The organism is Loigolactobacillus rennini DSM 20253 (assembly GCF_001436505.1).
In the GTDB taxonomy this organism is placed as follows: Bacteria; Bacillota; Bacilli; order Lactobacillales; family Lactobacillaceae; genus Loigolactobacillus; species Loigolactobacillus rennini.
On record NZ_AYYI01000022.1, the window covers coordinates 25,460 to 48,237 of the forward strand.

General features: G+C 40.0%; 22 protein-coding genes. 20 read left to right on the top strand and 2 right to left on the bottom strand.

The features are described 5' to 3' along the window. The first annotated feature begins 200 nt into the window (after window positions 1-200). Both FC24_RS03575 and FC24_RS03580 read left to right on the top strand, forming a co-directional pair. Window positions 201-476: an HU family DNA-binding protein gene (locus tag FC24_RS03575; RefSeq protein WP_057873505.1), complete on the top strand. Its 276-nt coding sequence runs from the start codon at window positions 201-203 to the stop codon at window positions 474-476. A gap of 141 nt (window positions 477-617) precedes the next feature. Then, complete coding sequence (locus FC24_RS03580; protein WP_191980372.1) at window positions 618-1,877, top strand: tetratricopeptide repeat protein; 1,260 nt, start codon at window positions 618-620, stop codon at window positions 1,875-1,877. Between the two features lie 69 nt (window positions 1,878-1,946). On the opposite strand, the gene FC24_RS03585 is transcribed toward FC24_RS03580, so the two are convergent. Next, window positions 1,947-2,765 carry a site-specific integrase gene (locus FC24_RS03585; protein ID WP_057873506.1) on the bottom strand — a complete coding sequence of 273 codons (819 nt, stop codon included), beginning with the start codon at window positions 2,763-2,765 and terminating at the stop codon, window positions 1,947-1,949. A gap of 211 nt (window positions 2,766-2,976) precedes the next feature. On the opposite strand from FC24_RS03585, the gene FC24_RS03590 reads away from it, so the two are divergent. The 18 genes from FC24_RS03590 to FC24_RS03675 all read left to right on the top strand — a co-directional run bounded on the left by FC24_RS03590 (window position 2,977) and on the right by FC24_RS03675 (window position 21,952). After that, a complete protein-coding gene (locus FC24_RS03590; protein ID WP_057873507.1) occupies window positions 2,977-4,185 on the top strand; it encodes a CCA tRNA nucleotidyltransferase in 1,209 nt (402 codons plus the stop codon). Window positions 4,186-4,229: 44 nt separating this feature from the next. Then, window positions 4,230-6,116: an ABC-F family ATP-binding cassette domain-containing protein gene (locus tag FC24_RS03595; RefSeq protein ID WP_057873508.1), complete on the top strand. Its 1,887-nt coding sequence runs from the start codon at window positions 4,230-4,232 to the stop codon at window positions 6,114-6,116. A gap of 20 nt (window positions 6,117-6,136) precedes the next feature. Continuing rightward, window positions 6,137-7,084 carry a thymidylate synthase gene (locus FC24_RS03600; RefSeq protein ID WP_057873509.1) on the top strand — a complete coding sequence of 316 codons (948 nt, stop codon included), beginning with the start codon at window positions 6,137-6,139 and terminating at the stop codon, window positions 7,082-7,084. 20 nt (window positions 7,085-7,104) lie between these two features. Then, the gene (locus tag FC24_RS03605) at window positions 7,105-7,605 is read left to right on the top strand and encodes a dihydrofolate reductase (protein WP_057873510.1); all 501 of its coding nucleotides are present in this window, start codon (window positions 7,105-7,107) and stop codon (window positions 7,603-7,605) included. A 128-nt stretch (window positions 7,606-7,733) separates the two neighbouring features. After that, on the top strand, window positions 7,734-8,579 hold the full coding sequence (locus tag FC24_RS03610; RefSeq protein WP_057873537.1) for a DegV family protein: 846 nt from the start codon (window positions 7,734-7,736) through the stop codon (window positions 8,577-8,579). A gap of 116 nt (window positions 8,580-8,695) precedes the next feature. Beyond that, window positions 8,696-9,562, top strand: a complete 867-nt coding sequence (locus FC24_RS03615) for an SGNH/GDSL hydrolase family protein (RefSeq protein ID WP_235807308.1) — start codon at window positions 8,696-8,698, stop codon at window positions 9,560-9,562. Beyond that, window positions 9,559-10,176 carry a YpmS family protein gene (locus FC24_RS03620; protein WP_057873511.1) on the top strand — a complete coding sequence of 206 codons (618 nt, stop codon included), beginning with the start codon at window positions 9,559-9,561 and terminating at the stop codon, window positions 10,174-10,176. The genes FC24_RS03615 and FC24_RS03620 overlap by 4 nt, the downstream gene beginning before the upstream one ends. An 11-nt stretch (window positions 10,177-10,187) precedes the next feature. After that, entirely contained in the window at window positions 10,188-10,415 is a 228-nt protein-coding gene (locus FC24_RS03625; protein ID WP_057873512.1) for a YozE family protein, read from the top strand. Between the two features lie 15 nt (window positions 10,416-10,430). After that, a complete protein-coding gene (locus FC24_RS03630; RefSeq protein ID WP_057873513.1) occupies window positions 10,431-11,882 on the top strand; it encodes a S41 family peptidase in 1,452 nt (483 codons plus the stop codon). Between the two features lie 75 nt (window positions 11,883-11,957). Beyond that, on the top strand, window positions 11,958-12,815 hold the full coding sequence (gene ylqF / locus FC24_RS03635; protein ID WP_057873514.1) for a ribosome biogenesis GTPase YlqF: 858 nt from the start codon (window positions 11,958-11,960) through the stop codon (window positions 12,813-12,815). Beyond that, entirely contained in the window at window positions 12,808-13,569 is a 762-nt protein-coding gene (locus tag FC24_RS03640) for a ribonuclease HII (RefSeq protein WP_057873515.1), read from the top strand. Before ylqF ends, FC24_RS03640 begins: the two co-directional genes overlap by 8 nt. Window positions 13,570-13,620: 51 nt before the next feature. After that, on the top strand, window positions 13,621-14,484 hold the full coding sequence (gene dprA, locus FC24_RS03645) for a DNA-processing protein DprA (protein ID WP_057873516.1): 864 nt from the start codon (window positions 13,621-13,623) through the stop codon (window positions 14,482-14,484). Window positions 14,485-14,580: 96 nt separating this feature from the next. Further along, complete coding sequence (topA, locus tag FC24_RS03650) at window positions 14,581-16,653, top strand: type I DNA topoisomerase (RefSeq protein ID WP_057873517.1); 2,073 nt, start codon at window positions 14,581-14,583, stop codon at window positions 16,651-16,653. Between the two features lie 59 nt (window positions 16,654-16,712). Next, a complete protein-coding gene (trmFO, locus tag FC24_RS03655) occupies window positions 16,713-18,023 on the top strand; it encodes a methylenetetrahydrofolate--tRNA-(uracil(54)-C(5))-methyltransferase (FADH(2)-oxidizing) TrmFO (protein ID WP_057873518.1) in 1,311 nt (436 codons plus the stop codon). Window positions 18,024-18,089: 66 nt separating this feature from the next. Then, a complete protein-coding gene (gene xerC, locus FC24_RS03660) occupies window positions 18,090-18,992 on the top strand; it encodes a tyrosine recombinase XerC (protein ID WP_057873519.1) in 903 nt (300 codons plus the stop codon). 30 nt (window positions 18,993-19,022) lie between these two features. Then, window positions 19,023-19,568: an ATP-dependent protease subunit HslV gene (gene hslV / locus FC24_RS03665; protein ID WP_057873520.1), complete on the top strand. Its 546-nt coding sequence runs from the start codon at window positions 19,023-19,025 to the stop codon at window positions 19,566-19,568. Window positions 19,569-19,584: 16 nt separating this feature from the next. Continuing rightward, window positions 19,585-21,003 carry an ATP-dependent protease ATPase subunit HslU gene (gene hslU / locus FC24_RS03670; RefSeq protein WP_057873521.1) on the top strand — a complete coding sequence of 473 codons (1,419 nt, stop codon included), beginning with the start codon at window positions 19,585-19,587 and terminating at the stop codon, window positions 21,001-21,003. A 58-nt stretch (window positions 21,004-21,061) separates the two neighbouring features. After that, window positions 21,062-21,952 (top strand): aldose 1-epimerase family protein, encoded by an 891-nt coding sequence (locus FC24_RS03675; RefSeq protein WP_057873522.1) that lies wholly within the window; start codon window positions 21,062-21,064, stop codon window positions 21,950-21,952. Window positions 21,953-22,048: 96 nt separating this feature from the next. Here FC24_RS03675 and plsY read toward each other — a convergent pair whose 3' ends face one another. Next, a complete protein-coding gene (gene plsY, locus FC24_RS03680) occupies window positions 22,049-22,660 on the bottom strand; it encodes a glycerol-3-phosphate 1-O-acyltransferase PlsY (RefSeq protein ID WP_057873539.1) in 612 nt (203 codons plus the stop codon). Window positions 22,661-22,778 lie beyond the last annotated feature (118 nt).

The following is a 22,778-nucleotide window of genomic DNA, read 5'->3' on the forward strand; positions in this document are numbered from 1 at the left end:
TTATGAAGATTTTCTCATATTCTGGGTTTTTTACGGCAAAAGCGCTTAAAAAACCGAAAAATCCTTGCTATCAAGGCGTTCCTATGATATCTTTGATTCAGAAATGGTGGTAAACCCCATTATTTCCTTGCTATCACGTTGATAGTACTCACTTTACATTAGACTGTGGTCTAATTGTTGCTCAGGAGGTGACATTCATTATGGCAAACAAAGCTGAATTAATCGAAAATGTTGCTAACCAAACTGGTTTGAAGAAAAAAGATGCAACAGCTGCTGTTGATGCTGTTTTTGGTTCAATCCAGGATACATTAGCAAAAGGCGAAAAGGTTCAATTGATTGGTTTTGGTAACTTTGAAGTTCGTGACCGTGCTGCCCGTAAAGGCCGTAACCCACAAACAGGTGCTGAAATTCAAATTCCAGCAAGCAAAGTACCAGCCTTCAAGCCTGGTAAAGCATTAAAAGATGCTGTTAAATAAAGAAACGCAGATGAACTAGCAATTTCGGTTGCTAGTTTTTTTATACCCTAAATTAGTACGAACGGACTCAGAAGCTGATGGGTTAAATAATCAGGTTAATTATGCTAAAATGGTAAGCTGTTACTTGGAGGTGGCAATTCGGTGAGTTACGCAAAAAAGATGTTAACGGCTTTACAATTAGGCCAATTAAAACAAGCAGATGCGGCATTTAAACAGTCATTACAACAGGATGATGCCCAAACATTATATAGTTTGGGTGAGAATTTATATGCTTTAGGATTTTTACATCAGGCGCGCAAGGTGTATCAACAATTACTGCAACAATACCCAGATGAAGATGAGATCCGGACCACTTTAGCGGATATTGCAATCAGTGATGGCCACATTGATGAAGCATTGGATTACTTACTTGCCATTAAACCAGATTCCCCTGCCTATGCCCAAAGTTTATTGGTTAGTGCTGATTTATATCAACAACAAGGTTTATACGAGGTAAGTGAGCAAAAGTTATTAACTGCACGGCGCTTATTTCCAGACGAACCGATTATTAGCTTTGCGTTAGCTGAATTTTATTTTGACAGCGGTGAGTTTCAAAAAGCCAGTGTGCATTATGAAGCATTGTTGGCCGCAGGTGAAACTAAAATTGCTCAGGTTAATTTGACGCAACGTTTAGGCGTCGCTTATGCTAACAGCGGTAAATTTGAGCAGGCTCAAGACTGTTTAGCGCAGATTCCAATTGCGGAAATGGATAGTAATACCTTATTTCAAGCGGGTTTTATTGCCCTGCAGTTAAAAGATTATTCGCGAGCAATTGAACATTTTGAAAAACTAGTGGAACAAGATCCGCAATACAGTTCTGTTTATCCGCCTTATGCTGATGCGCTTGAAGCTGATCATCAATTAGAAGCCGCTTTGCGCACTGTTCAAGCTGGTTTAAAGATCGATCAGTACAATGAGGTGTTATTTGGTAAAGGTGCAACTATTGCCCTTAAATTAGACGATGCGCAAACCGCGGAAAAGTATTTGAAACAATTACTGGAAATTGATCCGGAAAATATGCAGGCTTTAGTACGATTAAGTAATTTATATTTGAAATTAGAATGGCACGAAAAAAATGAGGCCTTATTAAAGCCTGCATTAGCACAAGGCGATGTGGATCCACAAGCTTACTGGAATTTTGCGCGTTCAGCTGCTGTTTTAGGGCAAAGCCAGTCTGCCCGCGAAAATTATTTACTGGCTTACCCGACGTTTAAAGCAGAACCACGTTTTTTGAAAGAATTAGTCACTTTTTTCCGTGATCAAGGAATGCGTGCTGAAGCAAAAGCAGCGTTACAGCGTTATGTGAAGTTAGTGCCAACTGATGCGGACATGGTATATTTATTGGATGACTATCAAGATTAATCAAATGCGCTTTTTCATTAAGAATTAGTTATTGCTTGCTTTGCCAATCGGGTAAAGCAAGTTTTTTATTTATTTGGGTAATAAGCTGCGATAATAATGCAGTGAGGCAGGATCCAGCCGCAATTTGAGTTGCAAGTCTTGCTCTGTTTCTGTCTGGTGTTGTAATAAATAGGATAATATATAGCCTTGATGCAATTTTTGTGGACTTAAGGAAAAGTTGACTAAGGGAGCATCTTTTTTTAAATATTTATGCAAAGCCGGAGCAGTTAAATGTGGTTGTTTTCGGTCTAAGCGAGTTTTTAAAAATAAATCCGGACTAGCTTGTAGTTGTTGTCGCGGATTTAGGAAAGTTTTAAAAGCGGTTAAAAAAGTTTGTTCGCTAGCACTGTAGGTCAGTTTGGCCGCGATTTCATAGAAACCAGGACTAAGCAGTTCACGACTAGTAAAACCTTTTGCACTGAACAATAGTAAAGCACGAGTATAAAAGCTCAGTTGACTGTTGTTTAGCAGCGTTGGCAGCTGATTAAGCCATGCAGTTGCGATTGTTGGATTAAGTCGCTCTTTACTGAAGCCCTTGATTGTAACAGTCGGGTAGTGCTGAATTAATTGACGGGTAAATAAAAATTTAAAGTAACCATTTAAATGCGACAAAATTTTATTGTAGGTGTCAGTCTTTAAGTCCCGTTGGGTTAATAGCATGCTTAAATAATCTCTGACATCATTTGCTAAAATGTTATCTAAACTTGGGTCACTGCTGTAAGCCCAATTAAATCGCCGCAGATAATTAAAAAAATCAGTCAGTGTGCGCGAATATTCCGTAATCGTAATCGGGGCTAATTCTTTTTTAACTAAAAAGGCCTGAAAGCTTTTTTGATAGGGATAAGTCAAGTGAGTCATTCCTTTCTGAGTTTGATTTAAGTATAACATAAAAAAGTTACTTTAACTTAAAATTTCACAATCAAAACCAAAACAATCACCAACAGCGATTTTATTTCCCAGCTTAATTTGTTACTATTAAGAGTAATCAGACATTTTATTGTTGCAATTTTAATTGTGACATTTAATTGATCAAAAAATTTAATGTAAATAGGCGTTTACTATGAAATTAACTCACTTTCCAATTGAATTTACCCAAGCAAAACCAGTATTACAAGCAATTACTAGCGCAGGTTACCAAGCTTACTTTGTCGGTGGCAGTGTCCGGGATGCTTTACTTGGAAAACCATTGCACGACGTTGACATTGCAACTAGTGCGTATCCAGCTGAAATTAAACAAATTTTCAAGCGAACTGTAGATACCGGTATTAAACATGGTACGGTTACTGTACTTCAACAAGGACAAGCCTATGAAGTGACAACATTTCGAACCGAGTCTGCTTATCAGGATTTTCGGCGACCTGATCATGTAACATTTGTTCGCTCCTTGCGGGAAGATTTAAAGCGGCGGGATTTTACAATCAATGCTTTAGCACTACAACATGATGGTACTATTATTGATCTATTTTCTGGTTTAGCTGATTTAAAAGCGCGACTGATCCGCGCAGTTGGGGATCCAAATCAGCGTTTCCATGAGGATGCGTTACGTATGATGCGGGCGGTTCGCTTTAAGAGTCAATTAAATTTTAAGATCGAATCACAAACACAAACTGCTATCAGCAATCAACATCAATTATTAAAAAAAATTGCTGTAGAACGGGTTCACGATGAGCTGATTAAATTGATGTTAGGTAAAAATTGGACAGCTGGCTTGAACAGCTTTATTGCCACACAACTTTACCAAACATGCCCCGGTTTAAGTACTGCAAAAAAAGCATTATTCGCTTTGACGACTTTACCAACTGTCCCATTGAAGACAGAAAGTGCGGTTTGGTTACTGTTTGCACACCAGCTAGGATTAACACCCAAGACAGTTAAACCTTTTTTAAAGCAGTGGAAGTCAGCTAACAACATCATTCAAAGTGTCAGCCGTAGTTTACCGCTTTTAGATAAATTTTTGGCACAACAAAATTTATCTAATTGGGATTACTATTACGCTGGGTTACCAATTGTTTTATTAGCCAACCAGATTGCACAACTCTATGGTTTAGGAGCTGCACCAGCGCAATTACAGAAACGTTATCACCAACTACCGATTCAACAACGACGCCAATTAGCACTTGATGGTGGCGATTTATTACACCACCTGGCATTACAGCCAGGACCACAGTTAGGTGAATTGCTCGCAAAATTAGAGCAACAAGTTGTTGCTGGCAACTTACCGAATAATCGTCAAGCGTTGTTGCAGTCTGCACGTAGCATGTTAAATTAGCCATTTGTCATATCAAATTTATGAATAATTGAGGTCGATCAGGAATGCAAACATTAACGGCAGAGAATTTAACTAAGATTTATGGTGAAAAAACATTATTTGACCATATTTCATTTTTAATTAAAGAAGGCGACCGGATTGGCTTAATTGGTACAAATGGTGCTGGCAAGACAACATTATTAAATACTTTAACCGGAAAAGATGCTTTAGATGCTGGTACCATTAAAACACCTAAGAATTATCGTATCAGCTACTTACAGCAAATTCCCCAATTACCACAACAGCTAACCATTCTAGAAGCAATTTTCACTGGTGATAATCCACTGTTTAAAGTAATTAAAGCTTATGAACACGCTTTAGCTGAATTAACGCAAAACAGCACCAGTGAAAAAGCGCAAACACAATATGCAAAAGCAGAATCTGCAATGAATCAAGCTGATGCGTGGAACACAGATACCCAAATTAAAGCCATTTTAACGCAGTTAAATATTACGAATTTAAACCGTCAAGTCAAGCAGCTGTCTGGGGGCCAACAAAAACGTGTTGGTTTAGCGCAAGTGCTAATTGCAGCGCCTGATTTATTAATTTTAGATGAACCTACTAATCATTTAGATTTTGCGTCCATTGCTTGGTTAGAAAAGTATCTTGCAAATTATAAGGGTGCATTGTTAATTGTCACCCATGATCGTTACTTTTTAGACCGTGTGGCTAATCAAATCTATGAACTTGCCCTAGGCAAATTAACAGCTTACCCGGGAAACTTTGAAGCTTATCTGAAGCAAAGCGCCGAAGCAACTCAACAAGCCCAAGAACAAGCAGCTAAACAAGAAAAACAGTATAAAAAAGAATTAAGTTGGATGCGCACTGGCGCCAAAGCACGTTCAACTAAACAACAAGCACGAATTAATCGTTTTAATCAATTAAAAGACCAACTTAATCAAAAAGAAACACCTGATGAAGACTTAGACATTAGCTTAGGCCAAAAACGTTTAGGCAAAAAGGTGATGACATTAAAGCACGCTACATTAACGTTTCACCAGCACCCAATCATTAAAGACTTGGATTTATTAATTCAAAGTCACGCACGCTTAGGGATTACCGGAGCAAACGGTGCTGGCAAAACAACTTTCTTAAATGTGCTAGCAGGTAAACAACCGTTGGATTCTGGCACGTATACACTAGGCGAAACCGTTCGCCTAGGATACTACACCCAATTAATGGCACCACTTGATCCAAATAAACGTGTCATTAGCTATTTGCAAGAAGTAGGTGACACGGTAACAGATAAATCTGGTACCGTGATCAGTGTTACCCAATTACTAGAACAATTTTTATTTCCGCGGTTTATGCATGGCGCTTTAATCCGGAAACTATCCGGTGGCGAACGACGGCGATTATATCTGCTAAAGGTTTTAATGGCACAGCCAAATGTTTTATTATTGGACGAACCTACTAATAATTTAGACATTAGTACTTTAACTGTTTTAGAAAATTATTTGCAAAACTTTAATGGCGCCGTCATCACAGTTTCACACGACCGATACTTTCTTGATCAGGTCGCCCAGCAACTCTTAGTTTTTCATGGTGGCGCACGTGTCACACGTTTTACCGGTGCGTTAAGCGAATATTTAGCACAACAAAATAACATTAAAACTACCAAAAAAACACCGCAGCCAAAACCAGCTAAACCAAAGCCTCACACTACTGCTAAAAAGACTAAATTGACTTACAATGAACAAAAAGAATGGCAGACAATTGAAACAAAAATTGATTCATTGGAACAAAAATTAGCTGCGGTACAAAAGGAAATGCAAGCTAATGGTAGCGATTATGGTAAATTAGCTGAACAACAAAAAGAAGTCGATCGGCTGAATCAATCAATTGAAACGAAAATGAAGCGTTGGGATTATCTCAGCCAGTTTGTTGACTAACAATAAAGGAGCAAACCACGATGGAAGAAGCTTATTTAAATTTGGCACGTAAAATTTTGGCTGAAGGACACCAAAAAATGGACCGGACTAAAACTGGCACCTATAGTATTTTTGGGTACCAAATGCGGTTTGATCTCAGTCAAGGCTTTCCACTATTAACAACCAAAAAAGTCCCATTTGGCTTAATCAAAAGTGAATTACTTTGGTTTTTACGCGGAGACACTAACATCCGTTTCTTACTACAGCACCATAATCACATTTGGGACGAGTGGGCTTTTAAACATTTTGTTGAAAGCACAGATTATCACGGCCCTGACATGACTGATTTTGGTCACCGGCACTTAACAGATCCAGACTTTAATCAGCAATACCAAGCGGAAAAAAAGCAGTTTTGTCAGCGAATCCTAGAAGAACCAGCATTTGCTAAAAAGTATGGTGAACTAGGGGATGTTTATGGCAAACAATGGCGGGCTTGGCAAACACGGAATGGCCAAACTATCGACCAAATTAAAAATGTGATTGAAGCCATCAAACAAACTCCATATTCTCGTCGATTAATTGTCTCTGCTTGGAATCCAGAAGATGTGCCAACTGCCGCTTTACCGCCTTGTCACACGCTATTTCAATTCTATGTTGCAGACGGCAAATTAAGTTGTCAACTCTACCAACGTAGTGGTGATGTCTTTTTAGGCGTTCCCTTTAATATTGCTAGCTATGCTTTATTAACCAATTTGATTGCAAAAGAAGTAGGGTTGCAGCCAGGAGAATTTGTGCATACTTTAGGGGATGCGCACATTTATCAAAATCACGTAACGCAGATTAAAGAACAGCTAACCCGCAGTCCAAGATCGGCACCGACTTTAGAACTCAATCCTGATAAACACAGCATTTTTGATTATGATGTCGCTGACATTCAAATAAGCGGATATCAGCCGTATCCAGCCATTAAAGCACCTGTTGCGGTTTAATGATTTAGGAGGGATTCAAAATGACCATTGCGTTTATGTGGGCAGAGGCAAAAGATCACGTTATTGGCGCAGCAGGCCAGTTGCCTTGGCACCTACCAGCTGACATGCAACATTTTAAAACTGTTACGCAGCAGCAAATTGTGGTAATGGGACGCCGGACTTATGCCAGCATTGGCAAAGCATTACCTAATCGAACCAACATTGTATTGAGTCATCAAGCTAAACCGACTGTTGCACCCAGTGTTTTGGTCATGCACCAGCGGCAAGAAGTTTTAACCTATGCACATGCACATCCACAGCAAGAAACGATTGTGATTGGTGGCGCACAAATTTTTAGTTTATTCAAGACAGATGTTACTAAACTTTATGTGACCCGGATTCACGCCAAATTTTCAGGTGATACGTACATGCCTGCGCTAGATTGGACTACTTTTACCCGACAATGGCAGCAGGTTGGTCAAGTGGATGAAAAAAATCATTATCCTTATGTTTTCGAATGTTATCAGCGTAAATCAATTTAATTTTGTAGGTTGAAAAGTGAAAAAGCAGCATTAATCTGCTATACTGAATAGGTATTTAACCTATAATGATAAAAATTGGTTCACCAATTAAAAAGAATTTATTTTGTAAGAAAGTGTGGCTGGAATTTGTGGCAACTATTAAAATCGTAACCGATTCATCGGTGCAATTAACCCCTGAAGAAATTGAGCAATACAATATCACGGTCATCCCACTTTCAGTTATGATTGATGGCACTGTTTATACCGACGGTAAAACCATTACGCGTCCACAATTCATTGATCTCATGAATCAGTCAGCGGCCTTGCCAAAAACTAGTCAGCCGCCGATTGGTGAATTCATTAAGCTGTTTGATCAATTAGGCGCAGACGGTAGCCCAATCATCGCATTGCACATGACGGATGCAATCAGTGGCACTGTGAATACAGCTCGCCAGGCAGCTAATTTAAGTCAAAGTGAAGTTACTGTTGTGGATACACGGGAAACTGACCGTGGTATGGCTTTTCAAGTTATCCGTGCAGCGCAATTAGCTCAAGCAGGTGCCAGTAAAAAAGAAATTTTAGCAGCCATTGAGCGGGTCCGTCACAGTACTAAACTTTATATGGCTGTAATGACCTTAGATAATATCGTTAAGGGGGGCCGAGTTAGTAAAGTAACTGGACTCATCTCTAATATTTTAAACATGAAAGTAATTTTTGAATTAGTTGACGGCGAATTAAACGTTCAAACTAAAGGACGGGGCATGAAGACAGTTAATAATTTCATGCGCGAGCTCATTGCAGATTTAGTGACGAAATCAAACATTAAAGGCATTGGTATTTCGCATGTTGCTGCAGATTCAGTGGTCAATAAATTTAAAGCTGACATCCAAACCGCTTTACCAAAGGTGCCACTGTTAGTTCGTGATACGAGTCCAATTATCGCCACTTATGCGGGAATGGGTGCCTTTGCCATTATGTATTACACTGAAGATTGAGCTTTAAAAAGGCTGCGACATTTGTCAAAGCCTTTTTTTAATCAAACCATGACTAAAATTTGGTTCAGTAACAGATGGCAAAATAATCACTAAATTTTTATAAAGGAGTGCCTAGATTGCGCCATTTGAAATTGCTTAAGGAAATTATCATCGTGCTAGTTGCAATTAGCATTATTGCTGGCGGCGTTTATCTAGTGCTCAATTATTTTGCGCCGGGCACAATTCAGCAAGAAACGGTTAAATCAACAACCACGCCTAAAAAAAAGCAACAAATAAAATTGGTCGCTGTGGGGGATTCGTTAACCCAAGGCGTTGGTGATGATACTAAACAAGGTGGTTATGTCGGTTTAATCAAAACTAAGTTAACGGAGCAACAGCACGTTAAAACTCAAACTAAAAATTACGGTATTGCTGGTGAAACTAGTACGCAGATCAACCGACGTGTGCAGCAAAACACAGATTTACAGCAAGATCTTAAACGAGCTGACATCATCACGCTATCAGTTGGTGGTAATGATGTGATGGCGGTTTTAAAACAAGAAATGCTTGATATTGATGAAGCCGCCTTGTCCACAGCACGTCAAAAATATACGCGACACTTGACCCAGCTGTTGCAAAACGTTCGCCACTATAATGCACAAGCCCCAATTTTTGTGTTCAGTATTTATAATCCGTTTTACGTGTATTTTCCCAAAATGACTAAAATGCAGACTGTGGTAACAGATTGGAATAAAGCATCTAAAGCAGTGATCAGGCAACAACACAATAGTTACTTTGTAGATGTTTCAGAACAATTGTCTAAAGGCGAAAAATTAACGACCGCCAAACATAAAGCGAAAAAAGGGAAACAAAAGAACGCATTAATTTTTACAACTGATAATTTTCATCCCAATCATTCTGGTTATCAGGTCATGGCAGACGATCTTTACCGGCAATTAATGCAACAAAAGAATAAATGGTTATTAGACAGGAAATCATCATGACAACAAAAAAAAGACAAACAAAACAACCAGTGAACATTTGGAAATGGCTTTTTATCGTCTTAGTCGCAATTCTACTGGGTAGTGGTGCTTATCTGGGTGTTAAACTAACAACCCCAGCACCTGCCGCTACCGCAGATGAAAAAGTGATTAAGCGTGATCCAACCTTTGCAGTTAATTTGAATAAATCACAAGTCAATGCAATTATTAGCTATTACCTTAAACATTACTTAGCTGATAGTAAAATTAAATATAAATTTGACTTGGACCAGCAGGCCATTTTAAAAGGAAAATTTAAGTTACTAGGTTATCACGTCCCGTTTTCAATTTATTTTGATCCAAATGTAAAAGCCAACGGTGACATTCAACTAAAAGCCAAAAAGATGGCCATCGGCAGTTTATCGATTCCAACAAAAACAGTAATGAATTATGTTAGCCACAGTTATAAATTTCCAAAATGGGTGCAATTCAATAACCGTAAAAAGATTATTTTATTGAAATTAAACGAATTCAAAATGAAAAATGGGATGCAGATCAAAGCGAAACAAATTGATTTACCTAATGATAAAATCAGGCTTGATGTTTACATTCCGCAATTTAAGCCAGTAAAGGATTAGGTGGTGCTTCCATGCGTAAAAGCTTCTATCAATTTTTAATGACCCAGCGTAATCCGGCCAGTTATGATGAAATTGCACAGTTTGCTAATAATGCTTTTTATGACCAAAGCTTTCCAAAACAAGAACAAAATTATCAGCGATTGTCAGAATACTTAGAAGAAAATGCCAATTATTTACCCAGCATGACAATCTTTGATGCTGCTTTTCAAAAATATCAAGAACAAGCACAAAACCTTTAATAATCAGGTGACTTTATGCAAAAAAATCAAAATCAAACACCTCAAAAGAAAGCACAACGGAAACACAGAGTCAGTTTAGTCGTATATCTGACCTCAACGCTGTTAGCTTTTTTGGTGGGAATTTTTATTACAGTATTAGTGATGGGCCTAAAGGGGGCCACGACTGCTAATAGTACCGATTTTAACCAACTTAATCAGGTTTATCAGGCGATTAGCCAACAGTATTATCGGAAACCAGACCAGAAAAAACTTGTTACTGGTGCGATTAAGGGCATGGTCTCTAGCTTGGATGATCCGTACTCTGAATATCTTAGCGGAAAACAAGCCGCAGCATTAGATAATACAGTTTCAGGCAGTTTTGAAGGCATTGGTGCTGAAATTCAAAAGAAAGGGCACTACATTCAAATTATTTCACCGATGGTGAACAGCCCGGCTAAAAAAGCTGGTTTAAAGGCTAACGATGTCATCACTGCCATTAACCAGCAATCAACAGCCAACTGGTCCATCACCAAAGCTAGTCAAAAAATGCGTGGACCTAAAGATACTAAAGTCACCTTAACCATCAAGCGTGGTCAAAATCAATTTAAAGTCGCTGTTAAACGTGATGTTATTCCGGTTAAGACTGTTAATGCAAAATTAGACAAAAAGCACCCGACGATTGGCAAAATTCAAATTACCAGCTTTGCGGAACCGACTTTTAAAGAAACAAAACAAGCTGTGAAGAAATTGCGGCGTCAAGGGGCTAAATCATTTGTGCTCGATGTCCGTAGCAATCCTGGTGGCATTATGCAACAAGCATTGAAAATGTCCAGTATGTTTGTCGCCAACGGAAAGCCGTTAATGCAGGTTCAACCGCGAACAGGCAAAGCAACTGTTTACCGGGCCAGTAAGAAATTAGACGGTGGCTTTAAAGTTAAAGAACCGGTTAAAGTATTAATTGACGGCGGTAGTGCTAGTGCAGCAGAAATCTTTGCGGCAGCCTTACACCAGTCTGCCAACATCGATTTAGTGGGCACGAATTCTTTTGGTAAAGGGACTGTTCAGCAAGTGGTTTCTTTAGACAAGAAAAGTGAGTTTAAATTGACCGTTGCAAAATGGTTAACCCCACAAGGTGATTGGATCAATAAAAAGGGCCTGACGCCTACTACTAAGGCAAAATATCCAAGCTATGCTTATTTACCATTAGTCAATAATCAGAAAACTTACCAAATGGGTGATGTTTCCAAGCAAGTTGCAACTTTGCAAAAAGAATTAAAAGCTTTGGCGCATGATCCTGGCAGTACCAATGGCTATTTTGATCAGCAGACACAACAAGCAGTGCAAGCATTTCAACGTGAACATCAATTAACGCAAAGTGGTAAATTAGACCCTACCACCATTCAGCAATTACAGACCAGTCTTGCAGCTAAAATTGAACAACACGATAATGCCTATCAACAAGCTGTAACTCAATTAAGTCAAAAATAATCACGCCAACGGACCAGCTGCCTTAAAGGTTACTGGCCCGTTAGCTTATCTAATAAAAGAAATGAGGGCGATATTATGCGCACCATTCAATGGTACCCAGGCCACATGGCCAAAGCAAAAAAACAAGTCCAAACTAACTTGCGTTTGGTCGATATTATTTTTGAAATTGTCGACGCACGGGTGCCGCTGGCATCACGCAATCCAGTGTTAGATCAAATTATTCAGCAAAAACCGCGCTTAGTGATTTTAAATAAAGCTGATTTAGCCGATCCAGCTGTCAATCAAGCTTGGGTCCAATACTTTCAACAACAGCAACTGCCTGCCATTGCCATTGATTCCCAGCATCACCAGCGGCTTAAAGTGATTGAACAGCAAGCCCAACAAATTTTAGCGCCTAAAATCGCACGCCAACAGGCAAAAGGGGTTAAAAATAGTACTATCCGGGCAATGTGCATCGGCATCCCCAATGTGGGCAAGTCCACCATTTTAAACCGGCTAGTCCGTAAAAATGTGGCGCAGACTGGTAATCATCCAGGAGTGACTAAAAAACCGCAGTGGCTTAAAGCGGGCAAACAACTTGAATTATTAGACACACCTGGGATTTTATGGCCAAAATTTGAAGATCAGTTAGTGGGCAAAAAATTGGCATTAACTGGTGCCATTAAAGATTCGCTATTTTATGCAGACGATGTTGCCTTGTACGCCTTAGACTTTTTCACGCAGCACTATCCAAATAGGTTGCAGGAACGTTATCATTTATCCGCCGCTGACTTAGCTTTAGCAACACCGGATCTATTGATGAAGTTAACCACTGCTTTAGGGATGAAAGAAGACTATGATCGAGCCAGTGAACGCTTATTGTTTGATTGTCGCAAAGGTAAGCTAGGCCGGTACACGTTAGATCAAATCGGTGAGGCTAAGACTGATGACTGAAACGATTGCTCAGATTAAACAATTTCTGCAGACTAACCAGCCAACTGCCGCTGAGTTAAAGCAATTAGCCACTGATCCCCGCAAAGGTGTGCAGCGCTGTTTAAAACAGTACCAAAAGCAGCAGCAACAGTTAAAAGCTGAAAAAAATGCCTTTTTAACCCGTTGTCAGTACGAGCAGCATTTGTGGCCCCGTTACCCCCACATTGCAGGCATTGATGAGGTTGGTCGCGGTCCCTTAGCAGGTCCTGTAGTCACCGCCGCTGTCATCCTGCCGCATGATTTTGCCCTTTATGCGGTGAATGATTCAAAACAACTTTCTGCTAAAAAAAGGCAGCAACTTTACCGTTTAATTTTGGAACAAGCAACTAGCATTGCTGTTGGGATCAGTAGTGTGGCGACAATTGATCGGGTAAATATTTTGCAAGCGACTAAATTGGCTATGCACCAGGCAGTGGCAACCTTAACCATCCCGCCAGATTATTTGCTAATAGACGCAGTAAAGTTAAAAACGGCGTTACCAACACGTAGTATGTTTAAAGGTGATAGCCGTAGTATTAGCATTGCGGCCGCCAGCATTGTGGCAAAAGTTGTGCGGGACCGGTTAATGATTGCTTATGACCGCGCTTATCCCGGTTATAATTTCAGACACAATGCCGGTTATGGCACTGCTGAGCACTTAACTGCATTGGCTAAACTTGGCGTTACGACAATTCACCGTCGGAGTTTTGCGCCAGTCAGAAAATTTTTAAACTGATCAGCCACTCCTTTACGTAGTTTAACTATAAACACATAAAGGAGTTTTTTGATGGAAACACGACTTTTATTATTAAAAGTACAGTTATGTCCTGGATTTGGCCGCGCAGCCCGAAGTAAAATTGGTGCTTATTATCAGCAACAACCACAAGCAGATTTGAACTTTGAGCAGTTAGCTCAAATTGGACAGCTAACGCCGGCAAACCGCAAAACAGCAGGTCAATTTTGGTCTAGTGCTGAATTGGCCATTAACTTGGTTCGACACAGTCGCCTTAATTTTTTAACTTACATTGATGCAGCTTATCCAGCCTATTTACGCGAAAGTTACCAGCCGCCCTTAATTTTATTTTACCAAGGGCACTTGTCTTTGTTACAACAACCGATTTTAACGTTTGTAGGAGCAAGGCGAGCAACTTCTTACACACAAGCCGTATTGTCCCAATTTATTCCTGGGTTAGTAAAAGCCGGCGTTGTTATTGCTAGTGGCTTAGCCGCAGGAGCAGATCGGATGGCACACCTCACTACTTTAGCCGCTAAGGGACAAACCATCGCGGTGATTGGCACGGGTTTAAACCGCTATTATCCAGCGGCCAACCAAGCGTTACAAGCAAAAATTGCTAACGTAGGCTTAGTTTTAAGTGAGTATCCGTTAAACAGTCCGCCGCAACGTTATCATTTTCCTGAACGTAACCGAATTTTAGCGGGGCTATGTCAAGCGTTGTGCGTAACCGAAGCACGGCAGCACAGCGGCAGTTTGATCACAGCCAACTTAGCGTTACAAGCTAATCGCAATGTCTTAGCTGTTCCAGGCGCCATTACGCAGCCATTATCTACCGGCTGCAATCAATTAATTGCAGCCGGCGCTCGACCCGCTTTAACCGTACAAGACTTGCTTGAAGAACTCCCCATTAGATGAAGGAAAAGGAATTTAAGTTGACAAAATAGGGCGAATAGGCATATGATGTTTACCGATTCGTTAGCGTTAACTTAAACGAACTGAAAGGAGATTGTCATGGCGTATAAAAACCTTGTGATCGTCGAGTCACCTTCAAAAGCCAAGACGATACAAAAATATTTAGGGCGTAATTATAAAGTCGTGGCGAGCCTCGGACACATTCGTGATTTGCCTAAAAGTAAAATGGGTGTTGATGTGGCAAATGATTATCAACCACATTACATTTCAATTCGTGGTAAAGGCCCTGTAATTAAAGATTTAAAAAAACAAGCTAAAAAAGCAAAGCGCGTTTATCTCGCTTCTGACCCGGACCGTGAAGGTGAGGCCATCGCGTGGCATGTTTCTTACATTTTAGGCTTGGATCCTAAGAAAAAAAACCGGGTTACTTTTAATGAAATTACTAAAGATGCCGTTAAAGAAGCTTTTAAATCACCTCGCAGCATTGATATGGATTTAGTCGATGCCCAGCAAGCGCGCCGGATTTTAGACCGGTTAGTGGGTTATTCCATTTCACCACTGTTGTGGAAAAAGGTTAAAAAAGGCCTAAGTGCTGGCCGTGTTCAATCCATTGCGTTGAAATTAATCATTGATCGCGAAAATGAAATTAAGGCGTTTAAACCCAAGGAATATTGGTCAATTGATTCAGAATTTAAAAAGGGCAGGCAAAAATTTGCCGCTAGTTTTTACGGTTTAGCGGGAAAGAAAAAATCCTTACCTGATCAAGCTTCAGCGCAAGCAATTTTGGCTAAGCTTGATCCTAAAGCACCTTTTGAAATTACCAAGGTGACTAAGCGTGAGCGTAAGCGGTTCCCACAAGCGCCGTTTACCACCAGTTCACTTCAACAAGAAGCTGTACGCCGGCTCAATTTTAGAACCCGAAAAACCATGATGGTTGCTCAGCAGCTTTATGAAGGAATCAATTTAGGTAACCGACAAGGGACAGTGGGGTTAATTACTTATATGCGGACTGACTCCACACGAGTTTCACATGTTGCAAAGCATGAAGCTAGCAAATTCCTTCATGATGAATATGGTGAAAAATATGCAGCGCTTAAAATCCATAAGACTAAAAACCCAGAAGGCGCACAAGATGCCCATGAAGCAATTCGGCCTTCTTCCGTTTTAAGAACTCCCGCTAGCCTTAAATCAGTGCTTAACCGTGATCAAATGCGGTTATATCAATTAATTTGGGCGCGGTTTTTAGCAAGTCAAATGACACCAGCAATTTTAGATACGATGGCAGTTACCATTGAACAAAATGGTGTTACCTATAAAGCAAACGGTTCTAAAATGAAATTCGCTGGATTCACTAAAGTGTATGATCAAAGCAAAAAGAAAAAGGATAATCCACTACCGGATTTAGCCACTGGTGATCAAGTTAAATTAGTTAAAAATGAGCCTAATCAACACTTTACCCAGCCACCGGCCCGTTATTCGGAAGCAACTTTGATTAAAACCTTAGAAGAAAATGGTGTCGGACGGCCATCAACTTATGCCCCCACCATTGAAACCATTCAACGGCGGTACTATGTTAAATTAATTGCCAAACGTTTTGAGCCCACCGAACTTGGTGAAATTGTCAATAACATCATTGTCGACTTCTTTCCAGACATCGTTAACATCGATTTTACGGCAGACTTTGAAAGCGACTTAGACGCCATTGAAATTGGTAAACAACATTGGATTAAAGTAGTGGATGAATTCTACCAACCCTTTGAAAAGGAACTGACTTCGGCAGAAAATAAAATCGAAAAAGTTCAAATTAAAGATGAACCGGCAGGCTTTAATTGTGATATCTGCGGGGCACCAATGGTCATTAAATTAGGTCGCTACGGTAAATTCTATGCCTGCAGCCGGTTTCCAGATTGTCGCAACACTAAACCGATCATCAAAGAAATTGGCGTCATTTGTCCAAAATGTCAAAAAGGGCAAGTTGTCGAACGTAAGTCCAAAAAGAAACGTCTGTTTTATGGTTGCAGCCGCTATCCAAAATGTGATTTTATCTCTTGGGATAAACCAGTTGGCCGAAATTGTCCTAAGGATGGCCATTTCTTAGTTGAAAAGAAAATTAAAGGTGGCAAACAAGTAGTTTGTCCGAATGGGGATTACCAAGAACCTGCACAAAAATAAGGTTGTGTTAAGCAGGGCAGCCAATGACTTTGTTTTTAAAGAAATGAGGGAATTAATCTATGGCACAAGTACCCCGAGTAACTATTATTGGCGCTGGCCTAGCTGGCAGTGAAGCTGCTTGGCAAGCAGCTAAGTTAGGCGTTGAAGTTGATTTATACGAGATGCGGCCTTTGAAAATGACGCCTGCACACCATAGTGCGCAATTTGCTGAATTAGTCTGTACTAATTCGTTACGCGCTGATCAATTGACCAACGCTGCAGGTTTGTTAAAGGCAGAGATGCGTCAATTAGATTCCGTAATTATGCGTGCAGCAGATCATAATGCAGTCCCAGCTGGCGGAGCCTTGGCGGTGGACCGCCAACCTTTTGCGGCTGCGGTAACTGCTCAATTAGAGGGGTTGCCCAATGTGACTGTTCATCACCAAGAAGTGACGACTTTGCCTAGTGGCCCGACAGTAATTGCTACTGGGCCATTGACAGCAGCTAAGTTAGCAGAACAAATTCAAACGCTAACGCAACAAGACAGTTTAGCTTTTTTCGACGCAGCAGCTCCGATTTTAGAACAAGCTAGCCTTGATTTTGATAAAATTTATTTAAAATCCCGTTATGACCAAGGTGATGCAGCTTATTTAAATTGTCCATTAGATAAAACTCAATTTGAGACCTTTTATCACGCACTATTAACTGCAGAAACCGCGGAACAACATGATTTTGAAGCAGGCCAATTCTTTGATGGCTGTCTACCGCTGGAAGTGATGGCACAGCGGGGGGAGAAAACCTTGTTGTTTGGCCCAATGAAACCAGTTGGTCTAATTGATCCACGGACTGGCAAACGGCCTTATGCAGTGGTGCAACTTCGCCAAGACGACGCAGCCGCCAGTTTATACAATATGGTTGGCTTCCAAACGCATTTGAAATGGGGCGAACAAAAACGGGTTTTTCGGCTAATTCCCGGTTTAGAAAAGGCACGCTTCGTGCGTTATGGCGTGATGCACCGCAACACCTTTATGCGTTCGCCAGCTTTATTACAACCTACTTATCAGTTAAAGCAGCAGTCTAATTTACTGTTTGCAGGCCAGATGACTGGTGTAGAAGGCTACATTGAAAGTGCCGCTAGTGGGCTAATCGCCGGTATCAATGTGGCGCGTTTAGCACAAAATTTACCTGCATTAACTTTTCCGCAAGCGACTATGATGGGGGCAATGGCACATTATATCACGCATACCAGTGCTGCTCATTTCCAGCCGATGAATGCCAACTTTGGTATTCTCGCTGCGTTACCAGAAAAAATTCGGAATAAACAAGCTCGCCGCCAAGCACAGGCTGAACGTGCTTTAGCGACTTTGTCAGCCTTCATGCCTAAAAATTAACTTTATTTTTTTAATTCTTCTTGACTTGTGTTACAGTAAATCCATTAAGTCGGGAGGAATTTTTTAGTGGAATTAAATTGGCTCGATCTATTCATTCAATATTTATCGGTTGAACGGCAATACAGTCCAGAAACCAGCACAGCTTACCGCGAAGATATTTTAAATTTTATTCAATTTCTCAAAGCCAATGGTGGCGCCCAATCCTTTAAAGCGATAAAATTATTAGATGTGCGGACTTACTTGAGTTATTTGTATGAGCAGCAATACAGCCGTAATTCTGTTTCACGTAAAATTTCTAGTTTACGCTCTTTTTATAACTATCTAGTTAAAAATGAGTTTGTTAAGGATAATCCGTTTACGACAATCCAGCTAAAACGGCATAACCAGCATTTACCTCGTTTCTTTTACCAAAAAGAAATGCAAGCGCTATTTGAAGCTGTTAAAGGAGACAAACCGTTAGACCTGCGTAATGCAGCTTTACTTGAAGTTCTCTATGCAACAGGCATTCGGGTGAGTGAATGCATTAATTTGCAACTTGATGCAGTTGATTTCGATTTAAACATTATGCTGATTCACGGCAAAGGTAATAAAGATCGCTATGTTCCTTTTGGCCAATTTGCCGCAACGGCTTTAGACCGTTATTTTACGGACTGTCGAACACCGTTAATGCAAAAATACCACGCAAAGCATCCTTATGTTTTTGTTAATCATTATGGTAAGCCGTTAACAGCAGCAGGCGTAGAATACATTTTAAATCAAATCATTAAAAAAAGCAGTTTAACGGCTGACATTCATCCCCACATGCTACGGCATACCTTTGCAACGCAGATGCTAAATAACGGGGCGGATTTAAGGACTGTTCAAGAATTACTAGGCCACAGTAGCTTGTCTACTACACAAATTTATACCCATGTGACCACAGAACATTTACAGAAGGATTATCGAAAATTCTTTCCCCGAGCCCACTAAAATTAACGTTAAATTAAAGGAGTGCATTAAATGACAGCAGTAAAATTTGAAGCCACCACAATTTGTGCGGTACGCCATAATGGACACACCGCAATGGCTGGTGATGGCCAAGTGACAATGGGTGAAAAAGTTGTCATGAAAGGAACCGCTAAAAAAGTTCGCCGAATTTACCATAATCAAGTGGTAGTCGGTTTTGCTGGTAGCGTTGCCGATGCGTTTAACTTAGAAGAACGCTTTGAAAAGAAATTAAACGAATACAGTGGCAATTTATCCCGTGCAGCAGTGGAACTCGCCCAAGAATGGCGGGCTGATCAGACATTACAAAAATTGGAAGCCTTACTGATCGTTATGAATAAGGACCAATTATTATTAGTTTCTGGTAGCGGTGAAGTCATCGAACCAGATGATAACATTTTAGCAATTGGCTCTGGCGGCAATTACGCTTTAGCTGCAGCTAAAGCCTTAACCACTCACACTGAAAGTATGAGTGCCCACGATATTGCTAAAACTGCCATCAGTATTGCTGGCGACATTGACATTTTTACTAATCACAATATTATTGTGGAAGATTTATAATAAGGAGTTAACCTAAATGCAAGCAGCAGAAAAAACACCTAAACAAATTGTGGCCGCCTTAAACGATTATGTTATCGGTCAAGATGATGCTAAACGTGCCATTGCGATCGCATTACGCAACCGTTATCGGCGGATGCAATTGTCTAAAGAGATGCAAGATGAAATTACCCCTAAAAACATGCTGATGATCGGCCCAACTGGTGTAGGTAAAACTGAAGTGGCACGACGACTAGCTAAGATTGTCGCAGCGCCCTTTGTTAAAGTGGAAGCAACTAAGTTTACTGAAGTGGGTTATGTAGGCCGGGATGTTGAATCAATGGTACGTGACCTAGTTGATGTTGCAATTAATATGGAACGTAAAGTTCAATTTAAAAAAGTACGGGCTGAAGCTAGCCGCAATGCAGATAAACACCTGGTTAAATTGCTGGTCCCCGGTGTTAAGAAACAACCTAACCCCCAAAATCAATTTCAAAGTTTGATGAATGCTTTTTCTGCCATGCAAAAAGGGCAAGATCCAACACAACAACAAGCGGATGAAAGCGAAGAAGTCACTGACAACGTCCGTGACCAGCGTTTATCAGTCAAGGAACAACTGGATCGCGGTTTATTAGAAAACCAAGAAGTGACGTTAAAAATGGATGATCCTAAACAAACAGTTGCACTAAACAATAACATGATGGGACAAATGGGGATTGATTTAAACGATACATTAGGCAGTTTAATGCCTAAACATAAAATCAAGCGCACCTTAACTGTTAAAGAAGCTCGAGAAGTATTGATCAAAGAAGAATCAGAAAAATTGGTTAATGCAGCGGACATCTACCACGATGCCATTCAACGTGCTGAAAATACTGGCATTATTTTTATTGATGAAATTGATAAAATTGCTTCTAGTGGGCAAAAAAATAGCGGTGAAGTCTCACGTGAAGGTGTCCAGCGGGATATTTTACCAATTGTCGAAGGTTCAGCAATCACCACTAAATACGGCACCATTAATACTGATCACATTCTATTCATCGCCTCTGGTGCTTTTTCAGACAATAAGCCTAGCGACTTAATTGCAGAATTACAGGGACGCTTTCCAATTCGAGTTGAATTAAAGGATTTGAGCCAACAAGATTTTGTTCGTATTTTAACCGAGCCCAATAACGCATTGTTAAAACAATATATGGCTTTAATCGGTACTGATAATGTTCACACCACTTTTACTAAAGAAGCTATTGAACGCATTGCGCAAATTGCTTACGACGTCAACCACGAAACAGAAAATATCGGTGCCCGGCGTTTACACACTATTTTAGAAAAACTGCTGGAAGATATTTTGTATGAAGGCCCAGATATGGAAATGGGCGATATTACCATTACTGAACAGTATGTTAATGATAAAATTGGTGATATTGTGGCAAATAAAGATTTGAGCCGTTACATTTTATAAAAGTTTAATTCGAGATTTCCATCTGAAAATTAACTTTAAGTCGAGGTAGGTGCATGACATGTCACTTTCAATCAAAAATCAGTTTTTACAGGCTAATTTCACCGCCAAAGGTGCTGAACTAACCAATCTTATTTCATTAGATTCTGGTAATGAGTACATTTGGCAAGGTGATCCTAAAATTTGGAACCGGCACGCGCCAGTACTGTTTCCAATTGTAGGCCGACTAAAGAATGATCAATATCGCTATCAAGGTAAAACTTATCACATGACACAACATGGTTTTGCCCGGGACCGGACTTTCCAGGTTGTTGCACACCAGTCTGATGCCATCAGTTTTCAATTAAAAGACGACCAAAAGACCTGGCAAAATTATCCTTTTGCATTCGAATTAACCGTCACTTATCAGTTGCTGGACAACGATCTGGAAGTGACCTACTTTGTGCATAATCCAGCACAAAAACCGTTGTACTTTTCAATTGGTGGTCATCCTGGGTTTAATATTCCGCTAACAACTGACAATAAGTTTGAAGATTACTATATTAGTTATGAGCCTAAAAAGACCCGGGTACAAATTCCGTTGGTAGGCGCGTATAATGACGCTGCCCATAAGACATTAGCGCCAACAGATACCGATTTAGATTTATCCCATGAATTATTTCATGCTGACGCCTTGATTTATGAATTAAATCAAGTGAATACATTTACATTAAAAAACGATCAAAATCAGCATAGCGTCTCAGTAACTGTGCCTAACGCACCCTATACTGGCATTTGGTCACCTTACCCTAAAGCTGGAAACTTTGTTTGCATTGAGCCTTGGTGGGGAATTGCCGATAATGTGGCTGCAAGTGGTGACTTCACGCAAAAGATGGGCATCAACCACTTAGCACCAGGTGCAGATTTTACCGGTAGTTTTACCATTACAGCACACCAAAGACGGGCATTTTAATCAAATCTAATACATTGAACTAAAATAGCGAACAACCCAATATAATGATTGGTGTGTTCGCTATTATTACGTCACTAAAAAAGTTAAGTGTTGATATTATTTTTTCTTAGTTGTTGGTTTACGGTAACCAAAACCAAAGGGAACTTTACTTTCTGTCCCTGCTTTAATCCGTTTAAAGTTATCTCGGTGCATATAAATAATAAAGCAAGTGAGGATAAACGCAATTAAACTCAATAAGCCATCGTGAAAGAAAAAAGTTAAGCCAAAAATAATTACCATTCCTAACATGCTGGCAACACTAACCATGCGGGTAAAATAAACCAAGCTACCAAAAACTAACCAGCAGATAAAAAAGAATAATGGACTGTACGCAAGCACCATCCCAGCGCTGGTTGCTACTGCTTTGCCACCATGAAAATGGTCAAAGATTGAAAAACTGTGCCCAATAACGGCAGCAACGCCAATCAATAAGGGACTATAAAATGGGTGACTGAAGCTGCCAAAGAAATAAGGAAGCATCCCCGCTAAGGTACCTTTAAACATGTCTAAAAATAACACAATTAAACCAGCTTTTTTACCTAGCACTCGAAAAGTATTGGTTGTTCCAATATTACCACTGCCTAATTTCCGGATGTCTTTATGGTAAAGCCATTTGCCAATCCACAAGCCAGAAGGTATTGACCCAAGTAAATAAGCACAAATTAACATGAAGCTCAGTTTCAAATTTTTCCCTCCTTAATGGCAACGTCATTACTAGTGTGTATTTTAGCATGATTTAATTTAAGTCACCATATTAAAATGGTTTTGTGCTAAAATAAGAAAGACG

Coding starts and splice junctions, on each gene's coding strand:
- FC24_RS03630 (WP_057873513.1), top strand. CDS start 10,431: ATGCAAAAAAATCAAAATCAAACACCTCAAAAGAAAGCACAACGGAAA.
- hslU (WP_057873521.1), top strand. CDS start 19,585: ATGCAAGCAGCAGAAAAAACACCTAAACAAATTGTGGCCGCCTTAAAC.
- FC24_RS03625 (WP_057873512.1), top strand. CDS start 10,188: ATGCGTAAAAGCTTCTATCAATTTTTAATGACCCAGCGTAATCCGGCC.
- FC24_RS03575 (WP_057873505.1), top strand. CDS start 201: ATGGCAAACAAAGCTGAATTAATCGAAAATGTTGCTAACCAAACTGGT.
- FC24_RS03590 (WP_057873507.1), top strand. CDS start 2,977: ATGAAATTAACTCACTTTCCAATTGAATTTACCCAAGCAAAACCAGTA.
- plsY (WP_057873539.1), bottom strand. CDS start 22,660: ATGTTAATTTGTGCTTATTTACTTGGGTCAATACCTTCTGGCTTGTGG.
- FC24_RS03640 (WP_057873515.1), top strand. CDS start 12,808: ATGACTGAAACGATTGCTCAGATTAAACAATTTCTGCAGACTAACCAG.
- FC24_RS03620 (WP_057873511.1), top strand. CDS start 9,559: ATGACAACAAAAAAAAGACAAACAAAACAACCAGTGAACATTTGGAAA.
- FC24_RS03600 (WP_057873509.1), top strand. CDS start 6,137: ATGGAAGAAGCTTATTTAAATTTGGCACGTAAAATTTTGGCTGAAGGA.
- FC24_RS03675 (WP_057873522.1), top strand. CDS start 21,062: ATGTCACTTTCAATCAAAAATCAGTTTTTACAGGCTAATTTCACCGCC.
- dprA (WP_057873516.1), top strand. CDS start 13,621: ATGGAAACACGACTTTTATTATTAAAAGTACAGTTATGTCCTGGATTT.
- FC24_RS03605 (WP_057873510.1), top strand. CDS start 7,105: ATGACCATTGCGTTTATGTGGGCAGAGGCAAAAGATCACGTTATTGGC.
- hslV (WP_057873520.1), top strand. CDS start 19,023: ATGACAGCAGTAAAATTTGAAGCCACCACAATTTGTGCGGTACGCCAT.
- topA (WP_057873517.1), top strand. CDS start 14,581: ATGGCGTATAAAAACCTTGTGATCGTCGAGTCACCTTCAAAAGCCAAG.
- ylqF (WP_057873514.1), top strand. CDS start 11,958: ATGCGCACCATTCAATGGTACCCAGGCCACATGGCCAAAGCAAAAAAA.
- trmFO (WP_057873518.1), top strand. CDS start 16,713: ATGGCACAAGTACCCCGAGTAACTATTATTGGCGCTGGCCTAGCTGGC.
- FC24_RS03595 (WP_057873508.1), top strand. CDS start 4,230: ATGCAAACATTAACGGCAGAGAATTTAACTAAGATTTATGGTGAAAAA.